The sequence below is a fragment of the Streptomyces africanus genome (genome assembly GCF_002150735.1).
GTDB lineage: Bacteria > Actinomycetota > Actinomycetes > Streptomycetales > Streptomycetaceae > Streptomyces > Streptomyces africanus.
The window spans coordinates 1-14,109 of the sequence record NZ_MUKA01000223.1; the positions used below are offsets into that span (position 1 = coordinate 1).

Annotated in this window: 10 protein-coding genes and 1 pseudogene; 3 read left to right on the top strand and 8 right to left on the bottom strand. The window is 72.9% G+C overall.

Features of this window, described 5'->3' with window-relative positions:
* From CCL05_RS26135 to CCL05_RS26145, 3 genes are all read right to left on the bottom strand, one after another.
* On the bottom strand, positions 1–773 hold a 773-nt coding region (locus CCL05_RS26135; RefSeq protein WP_143589949.1), incomplete at its 3' end, for an ATP-binding protein.
* A gap of 211 nt (positions 774–984) precedes the next feature.
* Positions 985–1,611 (bottom strand): NUDIX domain-containing protein, encoded by a 627-nt coding sequence (locus CCL05_RS26140; RefSeq protein ID WP_010046035.1) that lies wholly within the window; start codon positions 1,609–1,611, stop codon positions 985–987.
* 96 nt (positions 1,612–1,707) lie between these two features.
* Complete coding sequence (locus CCL05_RS26145) at positions 1,708–3,366, bottom strand: CTP synthase (protein ID WP_086562941.1); 1,659 nt, start codon at positions 3,364–3,366, stop codon at positions 1,708–1,710.
* Between the two features lie 519 nt (positions 3,367–3,885).
* Here CCL05_RS26145 and CCL05_RS26150 point away from each other — a divergent pair.
* Both CCL05_RS26150 and CCL05_RS26155 read left to right on the top strand, forming a co-directional pair.
* Entirely contained in the window at positions 3,886–5,688 is a 1,803-nt protein-coding gene (locus tag CCL05_RS26150; protein WP_086562942.1) for a glycoside hydrolase family 15 protein, read from the top strand.
* A 69-nt stretch (positions 5,689–5,757) separates the two neighbouring features.
* Entirely contained in the window at positions 5,758–7,140 is a 1,383-nt protein-coding gene (locus CCL05_RS26155; protein WP_086562943.1) for an FAD-binding oxidoreductase, read from the top strand.
* On the opposite strand, the gene CCL05_RS26160 is transcribed toward CCL05_RS26155, so the two are convergent.
* Positions 7,127–8,083, bottom strand: coding sequence for an LLM class F420-dependent oxidoreductase (locus tag CCL05_RS26160; protein ID WP_086562944.1), 957 nt, complete (start codon positions 8,081–8,083; stop codon positions 7,127–7,129). The two genes, CCL05_RS26155 and CCL05_RS26160, sit on opposite strands and share 14 nt — an antisense overlap.
* Before the next feature lie 92 nt (positions 8,084–8,175).
* On the opposite strand from CCL05_RS26160, the gene CCL05_RS26165 reads away from it, so the two are divergent.
* A complete protein-coding gene (locus CCL05_RS26165) occupies positions 8,176–9,819 on the top strand; it encodes a PucR family transcriptional regulator (protein ID WP_086562945.1) in 1,644 nt (547 codons plus the stop codon).
* 13 nt (positions 9,820–9,832) lie between these two features.
* Here CCL05_RS26165 and CCL05_RS26170 read toward each other — a convergent pair whose 3' ends face one another.
* From CCL05_RS26170 to CCL05_RS44125, 4 genes and pseudogenes are all read right to left on the bottom strand, one after another.
* Entirely contained in the window at positions 9,833–10,978 is a 1,146-nt protein-coding gene (locus tag CCL05_RS26170) for a glycosyltransferase family 4 protein (protein WP_086562946.1), read from the bottom strand.
* Between the two features lie 229 nt (positions 10,979–11,207).
* A complete protein-coding gene (gene recN / locus CCL05_RS26175) occupies positions 11,208–12,926 on the bottom strand; it encodes a DNA repair protein RecN (RefSeq protein ID WP_086562947.1) in 1,719 nt (572 codons plus the stop codon).
* A 196-nt stretch (positions 12,927–13,122) separates the two neighbouring features.
* The gene (locus tag CCL05_RS26180) at positions 13,123–14,028 is read right to left on the bottom strand and encodes an NAD kinase (protein WP_086562948.1); all 906 of its coding nucleotides are present in this window, start codon (positions 14,026–14,028) and stop codon (positions 13,123–13,125) included.
* A pseudogene (locus CCL05_RS44125) lies at positions 14,025–14,109 on the bottom strand (16S/23S rRNA (cytidine-2'-O)-methyltransferase); the annotation flags it as partial. The gene CCL05_RS26180 and the pseudogene CCL05_RS44125, both read right to left, overlap by 4 nt.

The window sequence follows — 14,109 nt, forward strand, 5'->3', positions numbered from 1 at the left end:
ACCCGGCTCAGCGCGGTGCCCTCGCCGTCTTCGGCGCGCAGTTGCTTGGCGAGGTCGGAGACGGCCGCCTTGGGGCGGGCGGCGAGCCAGCCGCCCGCCAGCATCAGTGCGGCCGGCTGCCCCTGGCACTCCTCGGCGAGGCCCTCGGCGGCCCGGGGGTCGACGGTGATGCGGACCGAGCCGGTGTGCCGGGACAGCAGCTCCACCCCGGACTTGGCGTCCAGGCCGCCCAGGATGCACGGGCGGACGTCCGAGATACCGGTCAGCGGGCCCTCGGAGACCGCGACGACCAGGCACTCCGGGGTGTCGGGCAGCAGGGCGTCGACCTGCTCGGCGTCGGCCGCGTCGTCCAGCAGGAGCAGCATCCTGCGGTCGGCCAGGGCGGTGCGCAGGGCGTCGGTGAGGTCGTCTTCGCAGGCGCCTGCCGGGGCCTGCTGGTCCAGGGCGGCGAGCAGGTCCCGGGCGGTGCGACCGACCGGCACAGGGGTGCCGTCGGGCTCGCTCAGGCGGGCGCGCAGGACCCCGTCCGGGTAACGGTCCGCGATCTGCCGGACCAGCTCCTCGGCGAGTGCGGTGCGCCCCGAGCCGGGCCGGCCGGCGATGAGCAGCACGCGCGCGCGGGGAGGCTTGCGGCCGGCGAGGGTGTCGAGGCCGGCGCGCTCGATGTCGGCGCGCAGTTCCTTCAACTCCCGTGTGCGGCCCAGGAATCGGCTCTCGCCGCAAGCGTGTCCGGTCAGCCGCACGTCGCCTGTCTCCACGACCTGATCCGTCACGGGCCACACTCCCGTCCCACCACACGCACAAGCCCGCCGGGACTCCGGTCCGGGCGTGAACAGAGCCTAGTTCACGCTCTGCAACGCCCCGGCCGGAGCACGACGGGCACGGCGGGCACATCCCCCGATCGGATCAGCCGATCTTCACACCGCACAGGATGCAGGGCGGGATCAGACCCCTTCAGACCCGTTCACGCCCCTTCACGCCCCTTCACGCCTCGAACGGACGCGCCGGCCACGGTGCCTGGGCCGGGCGAAGCGCGTCCAAGCCGTCGCCGGCGCGCGCGGCCACCAGGGAGAGGACGCCCACGACGAGGCAGTTGTTGTGCAGCTCCCCGGCCAGCACGCCCCGGACGAGGTCCTCGACCGGCACCCGGTCGAGCTCCATGTCGGCCTCTTCCTCCGCGACCGCGAAACGCTCGCCCTCGGCCTCGGACAGACCACGGGCGAGGAAGATCCGTACGGCCTCGTCGCAGCCGCCGGGGGTGGTGTAGACGTCGGTCAGCACCCGCCAGTCCTCGGCCTTGACGTGCGCCTCCTCGTACAGCTCGCGCTGCGCGGCGTGCAGCGGGTTCTCGCCGGGGACGTCGAGCAGACCGGCCGGGATCTCCCACAGCTTGTGGCGCACGGGGTGGCGGTACTGCCGCAGGACCAGGACGCGGTCGGCCTCGTCGAGGGCGAGGACGGCCACGGAGCCGGGGTGGACCTGGTAGTCACGGCCGACCACGGTGCCGTCGGGCATGACCACGTCATCAGTGCGGACGGAGGTCTTGTTGCCGACGAAGGGGGTGTCCGTCGCCCGGATCTCCCACTCCTCCGGGGTGTCCTTGATCGTCATGCCTGTCCTTCCACGTGCCCCGCACGACCTGCCGAAAAGAAACCGGGGTGCACACCCTTTGAAGGGATGCACCCCGGCCACCGTACAACTGGTGTGTTACTTGGAAGTCTTCCGCTCGACCGCGGCCTTGACGAGCCCGGCGAACAGCGGGTGCGGACGCGTCGGCCGCGAGCGCAGCTCCGGGTGCGCCTGGGTGGCGACCAGGTACGGGTGGACGTCGCGCGGATACTCGACGTACTCGACGAGCTTGCCGTCCGGGGACGTGCCGGAGAACAGGATGCCCGCCCTCTTCTCCAGCTCGGCGCGGTAGGCGTTGTTCACCTCGTAGCGGTGCCGGTGCCGCTCCTCGACGTACTCCTTGCCGTCGTACACCTCGCGCACGATCGAGCCCTCGGCCAGCTTCGCCGGGTACATGCCGAGCCGCATGGTGCCGCCCATGTCGCCCTCACCCGCGACGATGTCGAGCTGCTCGGCCATCGTGGAGATGACCGGGTGGGCGGTGGCCGGGTCGAACTCGGTGGAGTTGGCGTCGGAGATCTCGGCCAGGTTGCGCGCGGCCTCGATCACGATGCACTGCAGGCCGAGGCAGAGGCCGAGCAGCGGGATCTTGTTCTCGCGGGCGTACTTGATCGCGCCGACCTTGCCGAGCACACCGCGGTCGCCGAAGCCGCCGGGGATGCAGATGGCGTCGACGTCGCCGAGCTGCGCCGCGGCACCCGCCGGGGTCTTGCAGTCGTCGGAGGTGACCCACTTGATCTTCACGCGGGCCCGGTTGGCGAAGCCGCCGGCGCGCAGCGCCTCGGTGACCGACAGGTAGGCGTCGGGCAGGTCGATGTACTTGCCGACCAGCGCGAGGGTGATCTCGTGGTCGGGGTTGTGGACGCGGTCGAGCAGGTCGTCCCAGGTCGTCCAGTCGACGTCGCGGAACGGCAGGTCGAGCTTGCGGACGACATAGGCGTCGAGGCCCTCGCCGTGCACGGTCTTCGGGATGTCGTAGATCGAGCGGGCGTCGGGGCAGGCGACGACGGCGGCCTCGTCGACGTCGCACATCAGCGAGATCTTCCGCTTGATCGCGGTCGGCACCTCGCGGTCGCAGCGCAGCACGATCGCGTCCGGCTGGATACCGATGTTGCGCAGGGCCGCAACCGAGTGCTGGGTGGGCTTCGTCTTCAGCTCACCCGAGGGGCCGATGTACGGCAGGAGCGAGATATGCACCACGAAGACGTTGTCCCGGCCGACCTCGTGCCGCACCTGGCGGACGGTCTCCAGGAACGGCAGCGACTCGATGTCGCCGACCGTGCCGCCGACCTCGGTGATCACGACGTCGACCTCGTCCGTCGCCATGCGGCGGATGCGGTGCTTGATCTCGTTGGTGATGTGCGGGATGACCTGCACCGTGTCGCCCAGGTACTCGCCGCGCCGCTCCTTGGCGATCACGGTGTTGTACACCTGACCGGTGGTGACGTTCGCGGATCCGTCCAGGTCGCGGTCGAGGAAGCGCTCGTAGTGGCCGATGTCCAGGTCGGTCTCGGCGCCGTCGTTGGTGACGAACACCTCACCGTGCTGGAACGGGTTCATCGTGCCCGGGTCGACGTTGAGGTACGGGTCGAGCTTCTGCATCACGACGCGCAGTCCGCGGGCCTTGAGCAGCATGCCGAGGCTGGAGGCCGTCAGGCCCTTGCCGAGCGAGGAGGCGACACCCCCGGTGACGAAGATGTGCTTGGTCGTCGAATTACGAAAAGCGGCGGGCGGCATGGCCAAGACGGGGCTCCCGTGGTCGCGGTCTGGGGGTGCGGTGCGGCTGCCTGCCGGAGGTCTCCGGGGGGTCGCCGTCGCTGCGGTTCGGGGGTTTGCTGCCCACCGGTCCACGGGCTACCAGCGTATCAGCGCCGCGGCGCGATGGCTTCCGGCCACGCTCCGCGCACGGACCGACACGCAGACGGTCACCGTCACCGGTCTCTCACCCCTTGCTCACTCGTTCGGCGTACTCACCTTGCCTGGACGGGCACCCGGAACATCGGCGTGCGTCGTATCCTGCTCGGACACTCGCTGCCGAGCCCGCCGGCCCAACGGCACCACCCCCCGCCCGTAAGTACCGGAACAACGTGAGCTCGTCAGTTCGTTGAGCAACAATTGGCGCTTTGCATCACGGCAGAGCGACCTGTTTTGCTTCATCGCTCAACGATGCATTGCAAGACTTGCTGAAAATCCCCCTTGACCGCACTAGCGACAGCCCCCTTGCGGGGTGACGTGGCCGTTCGACTGGAGTTGCACGTGGCCGGGCGCATCGAAGATTACGCACTCATCGGAGACATGCAGACCGCTGCCCTGGTCTGCCGGGACGGCACAGTGGACTGGCTGTGCCTGCCCCGCTTCGACTCGCACGCCATCTTCGCCGGCCTGCTGGGCACCGAGGAACACGGCTTCTGGCGGCTCGGACCGGCGTACGCCTCCGACCAGCAGCCGCCCACCGCGGCCCGGCGCAGCTACCGCGGTGACTCGCTGATCCTCGAATCCGAGTGGGACACCCAGCGGGGCACGGTCCGGGTGACGGATTTCATGCCGCCGCGTGACGGCGCCCCGCAGCTGATCCGGATCGTGGAGGGCGTCTCGGGCCGCGTGCCGATGCGCTCGGCACTGCGGATGCGGTTCTCCTACGGGCGGGTGGTGCCGTGGGTGCACAAGCACGACGGGCGCACGGTGGCCGTGGCGGGCCCCGACTCCGTGTGGTTCGACACCTCCGCGGAGACGTACGGCAAGTCACTGACGACGTACGCGGATTTCACGGTCGCGCCGGGTGACCGGATCGCGTTCACGATCTCCTGGCAGCCCTCGCACAAGGAGCCGCCGCCGCTGCCCGAGCCGGAGCAGTCGCTGGAGGCGACGGAGGACTTCTGGCGCGAGTGGGTCGACCACTGCACGTACCACGGGCCCTACCGGGAGGCCGTGGTCCGCTCGCTGATCACGCTGAAGGCCCTGACGTACGCCCCGACCGGCGGCATCGTCGCCGCGCCGACCACCTCCCTGCCGGAGGACATCGGCGGTGTCCGCAACTGGGACTACCGCTACACGTGGCTGCGCGACGCGGCGATCACACTGTCCTCGCTGCTGCGCACCGGCTACCGCGAGGAGGCCCGCGCCTGGCGCGAGTGGCTGCTGCGGGCCGTGGCCGGCGACCCGGAGAACCTGCAGATCATGTACGGCATCGCCGGTGAGCGCGAGCTCGGCGAGGCGGAGCTGGACTGGCTGCCGGGCTTCGAGAACTCCACCCCGGTCCGGGTCGGCAACGGCGCCGCGCACCAGCTCCAGCTGGACGTCTACGGCGAGGTCACCGAGGCCCTGCACCTGGCCCACATGACGGGCCTGGCGCGCAACGACTACGCCTCGCTGCTCCAGCTGAAGCTGATCCGCTACCTGGAGGACCACTGGCAGAACCCGGACGAGGGCATCTGGGAGGTGCGCGGCCCGCGCCGCCACTTCGTGCACTCCAAGGTGATGGCCTGGGTCGCCGTCGACCGCACGATCAAGCTGATCGAGTCCGGTGACGCGGACGGCCCGCTGGAGCGGTGGAAGGAACTGCGCGACGACATCCACCGTGACGTGTGCGAGAAGGGCTACGACAAGGAACGCAACACCTTCACGCAGTCGTACGGCTCGAAGGAGCTGGACGCGTCGCTGCTGCTGATCCCGCAGATGGGCTTCCTGCCGCCGGACGACAAGCGCGTCATCGGCACCATCGAGGCGATCCAGCGGGAGCTGTCCACGCCGGACGGCTTCATCCTGCGCTACCCGACGCAGGGCGACAACGAGGGCGTCGACGGCCTGCCCGGCGACGAGGGCGCGTTCCTCGCCTGCTCGTTCTGGATGGCCGACGACCTGGCGATGATCGGCCGCGTGGACGAGGCCCGCAAGCTGTTCGAGAAGCTGCTGTCCCTGCGCAACGACCTCGGCCTGCTGGCGGAGGAGTGGGACCCGCACCTCCAGCGCCAGGTGGGCAACTTCCCGCAGGCGTTCAGCCACGTGCCGCTGATCGACACGGCACTGCGCCTGACGGCTTCGGGGGCGTACGGGGGCTGAACAGGCCCGCTCGGCCGTGGCCGCCTAGGCTGGAAGCGGACGATTGCCCCTTTTCGGAAGGGGGCGGCCATGGCTTCCCTCTCGAAGGCGGGCGCGGCTCTCACCGCGCTGCGCGAGGATCTGACGGGCGACGTGTTCGCCCCTGAGGACCCGGGCTACGACGAAGCCCGGGCCGTCTTCAACACCATGATCGACCGACGGCCCGCCGTGCTCGCGCAATGCGCCGACGAAGACGACGTCGTGCGGGCCGTGCGGTTCGCCAGGGAGCTGGATCTGCCGGTCGCGGTCCGGGGCGGCGGCCACAGCGTGGCGGGCATGGCCGTGGGCGAGGGCAGCGTGATGGTCGATCTGCGCCGGATGCACGAGGTGACCGTGGATCCGGCGGCGCAGGCGGCCCGGGTCGCCGGCGGCGCCACGATGAGCCACCTGGACCGGGCCACCCAGCCGTACGGACTGGCGACGACCGGCGGCCGCGCCTCCACCACCGGTGTCGGCGGTTTTGTGCTGGGCGGCGGCACCGGCTGGCTCGACCGCTGGTGCGGGCTCGCCGTCGACAACCTGCTCGGAGTCGAACTCGTCACCGCCGACGGCGCCCGGGTCCACGCGAGCGCCGACGAGAACCCGGACCTGTTCTGGGCGCTGCACGGCGGCGGCGGGAACTTCGGCGTCGCCACGGCGATGACGCTGCGGCTGCACGAACTGCCCGAGTTCTCCGTCGCGCTGGCGCTGTTCCTGCCGGAACACGGCCCGGACGTGGTGCGCACCTTCCGCGAGGTGATCGCGCACGCGCCCGACGAGGCGGGCGGCGGCGTCCTGTACTTCACCGCTCCGCCGGAGGAGTTCGTCCCCGGGCACCTCGTGGGCACGCTCGTGTGCGGCATGCTGCTGACCTACGCCGGCGGCGAGGACGACATGCGCAAGGTCGCCCAGCCCCTGCTGGCCCTGCCGCACGAGACCGAGATCGTCGGCGCGATGCCGTACGCCGACGTCCAGTGCATGCTCGACGACCCGCCCGGCATGCGGCACTACTGGTCGGCCGAGTACCTGACGGGTGCGCCCGACGACTTCGTGGACGTCTACTGCGCGAGCGCCGAGGCCGTGCCCGTACCCACCGGGACCCAGTACGTGCTGCTCCCGCAGGGGGGCGCCATCGCCGCCGGCCCGCACGAGTACCCGGTGCCCTACCGGGACGCTCCCTGGGCGGTGCACCCCTACGGCATGTGGCAGGACCCGGCGGACGACGAGCGGTGCGTGCGGTGGGTGCGGGACGTGCGCGCCCGCGTGCGGCCGTGGAGCACCGGCGCCGTCTACCTGAACTTCATCGGCGACGAGGGCACCGACCGGGTGGTCGCGGGGCTCGGCGCCGAGAACACCGGGCGGCTGGCGGAGCTGAAGCGGCGCTACGACCCGGACAACGTGTTCCGCTTCAACCACAACATCACGCCGGCCTGAGGGCCGTGAGCGTGCGCTCCCCCGCCGGGTCGCCCGCCGTGGCGGGGACGAGGGCGATCTCGTCGAGGCCGGCCTCGGCGTAGGCGTAGACGCGGGCGCGGACGGTGCCTGCGTCGCCGACGAGGGCGACCGTGTCCGCGGCCTCGGGCGGCAGGGCCCGCAGCAGGGTGTCCGGGTCGGCTCCCTTGGCGGCCAGCTCGACGACCTCGGCGAACCCCGCATCGACGAACATGTCGCTGTAGCCCGGCACGGTGAGATAGCCCACGACACTGCGCAGGACCTGCGTGAGCGTCTCCGGCTCCGGGTCCACGGCGGCGGGCAGCCAGGCGGCCAGCCGGGGCGGCGTACGCCCGGCCCGCTCGGCGGCGGCGAGCATCCGGGCCCGCAGCATGCGGACCTGCTCGGGGGAGACGAGGTCGAGCAGCATCCGGTCGGCGTGCCCGACGGCCGCGGCGACCGCGCGTTCGCCGAACGCCGCGACGGTGAGCAGGCCTCCGGGCGGCGGAAGACGACGCGGGAAGCTGCTGCCGGGCACGATCGGCTCGCCCGGCCGGCTGTCCATCAGCGCGCGCACGGCCGCCGCCGACTCCGCGAGCGCGGTGGCCGGCCGGGTCCGCGGCCGCCCGTGCACGCCCTCGACGACCCGCTTGCTGGACGTACCCAGGGCCACGCCGACGGGCCGGCCGGTGACGGCCGCGGTGGACGCGGCGCCCCGGACGATGGTGAGCGGGTCGCGCACCGAGACCGGCACGGGTCCGGCCGTCAGCGCGGCCTGTTCGGTGGCCGCGCCGATCGCCGTCGCCAGGACGAACGAGTCCCACGTCGGTCCCTCGCCCGCCCACACCTCCCGGTACCCGAGCCGGTCGGCGAGCACCGCCACCCGCAACGGCTCCTCGACCGGACTGTCGTCCTCCCGCCCCACGGCGACCACGCTGATGTCCATGACCGCGCCCGTACCCGGTCGTCTCCGGCTCAATCCGGGCTCCGTCGTCCCTGAGATGTCCGGGAGGCACCCGCGCGGGTAGCGTCCGGCTCATGGACAGCGCGACGGACAGCGGCTACGGCACCCAGGGCGCCGGGATCACCGTGCAGCGGGCACTGGAGCTGCCGGGGCTGCGCAGCGGGCTGCCCGAGGTGCTGGCGGGCGCCGACCGGCTGGGGCGGACCGTGCGCTGGGTGCACGCCGGTGAGGTGCCGCACATCGCCTCGCTGCTCAAGGGCGGTGAGCTGCTGCTGACCACGGGCTACGGCCTCGGCACCCGCCCGGCCGAACAGCGGGCGTTCGTACGGACGCTGGCCGAGCGCGGCATCGCCGCCCTGGTCGTGGAACTCGGCCCGCGCTTCACACGGCTGCCCGCGGCCCTCGTGGACACGGCCCGCTCGGCCGGGCTGCCGCTCGTCCAGCTGCACCGCGAGGTGCCGTTCGTCACGGTCACGGAGGAGATCCACACCGAGATCGTCAACGGCCACTACGCGCTGCTCCAGCGGGCGGAGGAGGTGCACCGACGGTGTACCGAGGCCCTGCTGGGCGGCGGTGGGGTACCCCAAGTCCTCGGCATCCTGGCCGACTTCGGCGGCAACCCCGTCTTCCTGGAGACGGCGGACGGGCAGTTGCTGTACGCCGCGGGGGCCGGTCCCGAGGGCGCGGACCCGCTCCAGGTGTGGGAGGGGCTGCGCGGCCAGCACAAGGACGAGCCGCCGCTCGCGGGCTCGGTCCTGGTGGACGTGCCGGGCGGCGGGCCCGGCAGCGGGGGCGTCCGCGCACGGCTCGTGCTGCTGCCCGTACGGGCTGCCCTGGCGCCGGTGCACCGGATGGCGGCGGAGCGGGCGGCGGGCATCCTGGCCGTGGTGCTGATGCAGGCACGGCAGGAGGAGGAGCTGGCGGCGCGCGGGCGCGGCGACTTCCTCACGGACCTCGCCGAGGGCCGGGTCACGGCGCAGGACGCCCCGGCGCAGGCGCGCGTGCTGGGCTTCCGGCCGGGCGAAGGCCCGCTGCTGCCGGTCGTCATGCGGCTCGGGGACGCCCTGTCGCCGGGGGGAGGCTGGGCCGTGCTGGCGCGGGCGGTGTCCGAGGAACTGGCGTCGGTGGGCGTGCCGGTGCTGCTCGGGGTACGGCCGGTGGAGGGCCGGGTGCTGGTGCTGCTGGGGCTGCGCTCGGAGCCGGAGCGGGTGACGGTGGCGGACCGGGTCGCGGCGGCGCTGCGGGCCGGGGTGGGCCGGGCCGGGATGCTGCGGCCGGGCGGCCCGCCGCCGGTGGTGGTCGTGGGCGTGGCGGGCGGCTGGACGGCCGCGGCGTCGGGCCTGCGGCACGCGGCCGAGACGGCCACGGCGGCCCAGGGCCTGCCGGACCGGCCCTGGTACGACGCCCGGCGCCTGGACATCGACCTGCTGCTGTGGCGGCTGCGCGACCATCCGGACCTGGCCGCCTTCGTCGACCGGGCCCTCGGTCCGCTCCTGGAGCACGAGCGGCGCTCCCGGCCGCCGCTGCTGCCCACCCTGTCGACCTATCTCGCCCACGCGGGACGCAAGGCGGAGACGGCCCGGGAGCTCCACCTCAACCGGCAGACGCTGTACAACCGCCTGGCGCGCATCGGGGAGTTGCTAGGGACGGACCTCGACGACCCGCAGACGGTCCTGGCCCTGAGCCTGGCGCTCCGGGCCCGCAGGCACGTTCCCTAGGGTCCGGCGCGCGCTAGGCGAGGGGCCGGGGCTGGGTCAACTCGTCGTAGACGCTGAGCACTTGGGCGACCGTCTCGTCCTCGGTCGGCCAGGTCGCCGCCTGCCGCGCGCCCTTGGCCTTCAGCAGCTCCCGGCGCTCGGGGTCGCCGAGCAGGCGTACGACGGTACCGGCGAGCGCCCCCGCGTCGCCGCGCGGGACGAGTTCGGCCGCGTCGCCTACGAGTTCCGGGATACCGCCGACATCTGCCGCGACGAGCGGCACACGCGCCTGGAGGGCCTCCTGGGCGAGGACGGAGCGCGCCTCCTCCCACCGGCTCGGCAGCAGGGCGAGGTCGGCGGCGGCGAGCAGGTCGGTGATGTCGTCGCGCCGCCCGATGAGCCGGACGGGCAGGCCCTCGCCCTCGATCCGCTCCTGGAGTTCGCCGCGCAGCGGACCCTCGCCCGCGATCACGACCAGGGGCACGGGATCGAGCCGGCGCCAGGCGCGCGCGGCGTCCAGCAGCACGTCGTATCCGCGGTGCCGCTCCAGGGAGCCGACGGCGATCAGCAACGGCCGTCCGATGGCGCCGAGTTCGGCACGCACCTTGGGCCGCAGCCGGTCGGGATCGTCGGGCTCCACGGGCCTGCGCGGGCCGGGCAGCGCGACGGCCGCGAGCCGTGCGTCCCGCGCGCCGCTCCGCCGTGCCCGGTCCACGAGGGCCGAGGTCGTCCCCAGCACCACGGTGGCCGCCTTCACGACCCGCCGCTCCAGCACCCGCAGCAGATGGGCGCGGGCCCCGTCGGCATGCGCCCGGTCGTGCCACGTCACGACGAGCGGAGTGCGCACGCGCCGCCCGCTGAGGGCGAGCACGGTGCGGAACGAGGCGTGCAGCCCGTGCGCGTGCACCAGATCGGCGTCGGCACAGGCCGCCCGCAGGGCCGCGACCGACACCGGGTCACTGCTGCGCGGTACATGCACGTGGTCGGCCCCGACACCGCTGAAGTCATAGGCGTGATCCGCCTCATATGGGGCGCACACCGTGACTTTCACGCCCCGCGCGACGAGCCCCGCAGTCAGGGAGCGCACATGCGCACTGCTGGCCGCGTTGCCTCCGCCCAGCACCTGCACGGTGCGCAACGGCGACTGGCCATGCGGTGAGTGGCTGCTCACGGGGGTCACGTGGCCGGGCTCCTGGTTCGGGTCGGGCGATCACCGCGCAGGATTCCCACGCGTACTCCGCCAAGGATGCCAGGACCTGTGCGGGTTCCGGGAACGCCCCGAAGCCCGGCGGCGCGACAGCGGGGCGCGGCGTCGGGGAGACGCGCCGGGCCGGGTCACCCACACGAGTGAAGATCGGCGCATCTCCGTCAACTACGCGACTGCTCCTCCGCTCCGGATCCGCTCTCCCCTACAGATCCGCCCGAGCCGTCGCCAGCAGCTCTTCCGCGTGCGCCCGGGCCGTCTCCGAGTCCTCCTGGCCGGCGAGCATCCGGGACAGCTCCCGGACCCGCTCCTCCCCTTCCAGCACCTTCACACCGGAACGGGTGACCGAGCCGTCGTTCGTCTTCTCGACCAGCAACTGCCGGTCGGCGAAGGCGGCGACCTGCGGGAGATGGGTCACGACCACGACCTGCGCGGTCTTCGCCAGCCGCGCGAGCCGCCGGCCGATCTCGACCGCCGCCTTGCCACCGACACCGGCGTCGACCTCGTCGAAGAGATACGTCGGCACGGGATCCGTCCCCGCGAACACGACCTCCACGGCCAGCATCACGCGAGACAGCTCACCGCCGGACGCCCCCTTGGCGATCGGCCGCGCCGGCGCGCCCGGGTGCGGGGCCAGCAGCAGCTCCACCTCGTCGGCACCCGCGGGCCCGTACGCGACCGGACGGCCGCCGACCTCGACGCCCTCCGGATCCTCGGTCTGCCGGATGTCGAAGGACACCCGCGCGTGCGGCATGGCCAGCGAGGCCAGCTCGGCGGTCACGGCGGCGGCGAACCGCTCGGCGGCCTCCGTCCGCGCCTCCGTCAACGCCTGTGCGAGCCCGCCCAGTTCGGCCCGCAGCGCATCCCGCTCGGCGGTCAGTTCCCCGATCCGCTCGTCGTCGCCGTCGAGTTCGGTCAGCCGGGCGGCACTCCGCTCGGCCCAGGCCAGCACGGCGGCGATGTCCTCGCCGTACTTCCGGGTCAGCCCGGTGAGCGCGGCGCGCCGCTCCTCGACGGCCGCCAGCCGCAGCGGATCGGCGTCCAGATCGTCGGCGTACCCGGCCAGGTCCCCGGCCGCGTCGCGCAGCAGGATCCCGATCTCCCCGATGCGGTCGGCGAGCGCGGCCAGCGCCGGGTCGTGCGACCGTACGGCGTCCAGGGCCCGCTGCGCGCCCGCGACGAGCGTCCCGGCGTCGACGCCCTCCGGGTCCTCCGGATTGCCCGCGAGCGCGGCGTGCGCGACCGCGGCGGCGGACGCCAGCGCCTCGGCGTGCCCGAGCCGCTCGGCCTCCTCGGCCAGCTCCACGTCCTCGCCGGCCCGGGGCTCGACGGCGGCGATCTCGTCGAGCCCGTAGCGCAGCATGTCGGCCTCCTGGGCCCGTTCACGCGCGCGCGTGGTGATCTCGTCGAGTTCGGCGGAGACGGCCCGCAGCCGCTTGTACGCCTCGCCGTACTTGGCCAGCGGCACGGCGACCGCGTCCCCGGCGTACCGGTCGAGCGCCTGCCGCTGCCGGGACAGCTTGAGCAGCCCCTGCTGGTCGGTCTGCCCGTGCACGGCCACCAGCTCGTCGGCGAGCTCGGCGAGCACCCCCACGGGCACGCTGCGCCCGCCCAGGTGCGCCCGCGAGCGCCCCTCGGCGGAAACGGTACGGCTGATCAGCAACGCCCCGTCGTCGAGCTCGGCCCCGGCCTCCTCGGCGCGTACGGCGGCCGTGGCGTCGTCCGGGACGGTGATCCGCCCCTCCACGACGGCCTTCCCGGCCCCGATCCGCACGAGCGCCGGGTCCGCGCGCCCGCCCAGCAGCAGCCCGAGGCTGGTGACCACCATGGTCTTGCCCGCACCCGTCTCACCGGTGACCGCGGTGAACCCGGGCGACAGCTCGACAACGGCGTCGTCGATCACACCGAGCGACCGTATCCGCATCTCCTCCAACACGGACACGACCTTACGAGGTCCGGGCCAAGGATTGCGACTGGCCCACTCTTGTCACCCACGAGAGTGGCAGCGCCCTTCTTTCAGGGGCGCGGGGCTGTATCAATATGCGGCTCCGCCGCGTGGGCGCGACCAGCCACGACGAACCCGCACCCGCGGACGACGAACAACCACCCCCCGCAAACCGCTAGTGAGGAGCCCCCCGCCACCCCGAAACAGGCAGCGCGAACTTGGCCACCAGCCGATCCGTGAACGAAGCATGGTGCAGCCGAGCCAGCCGCACCGGCACAGCCCCCCGCCGCACCTCCACCCTCGCACCGGGCGGCAACTCCACGGTCCGCCGCCCGTCACACCACAGAACCCCTGGAGGAATGTGTGGCAGAACCTCCACAGCCAACACAGAATCCGGCGACGTCACCAACGGCTTCGCGAACAAGGCATGGGCCGAGATCGGCACCATCAGCAACGCCTCGACCTCCGGCCACACCACGGGCCCGCCCGCGGAGAACGCGTACGCCGTCGACCCCGTGGGCGTCGCACACACGATCCCGTCACAGCCGAACCCCGTCACCGGCCGCCCGTCGATCTCCAGGACGACCTCCAGCATCCGCTCGGCGGACACCTTCTGCACGGCCGCCTCGTTCAGCGCCCAGTCCGTGTGCACGATGTCCCCGTTGCGGTGCACCACGACGTCGACGGTCATCCGCTCCTCGACCTCGTACGCCTTGGACACCACCCGGTCGACGACCTTGTCGAGGTCGTCCCGCTCGGCCTCCGCGAGGAAGCCGACCCGGCCGAGGTTGACGCCGAGCATCGGCACGCCCGACGCCCGCGCGAACTCGGCACCGCGCAGCAGCGTGCCGTCACCGCCCAGCACGATGAGCAGCTCGCACCCGTCGAGGCACTGCGGGGTGGCCTCCTTGACCAGCTCCACCTCGTCCGGCAGCGGCAGGTCGCACGCCTCGGCCTCCAGGACGCGCACGCCCAGACCGGAGCGCAGCAGCCCCTTCACGACGAGCTCGGCACTGCGCACGGCGGCGGGCCGCCCCGTGTGGGCGAGCAGGAAAACAGTACGAGCTCGGTTCTCGGTCAACGCGGCCCCTCCGCCACTGCACGGTCGACATCGGCCGGGTCCAGTTCCGGTGCCCCGGCCCGCAGCCACAGAAAGTATTCG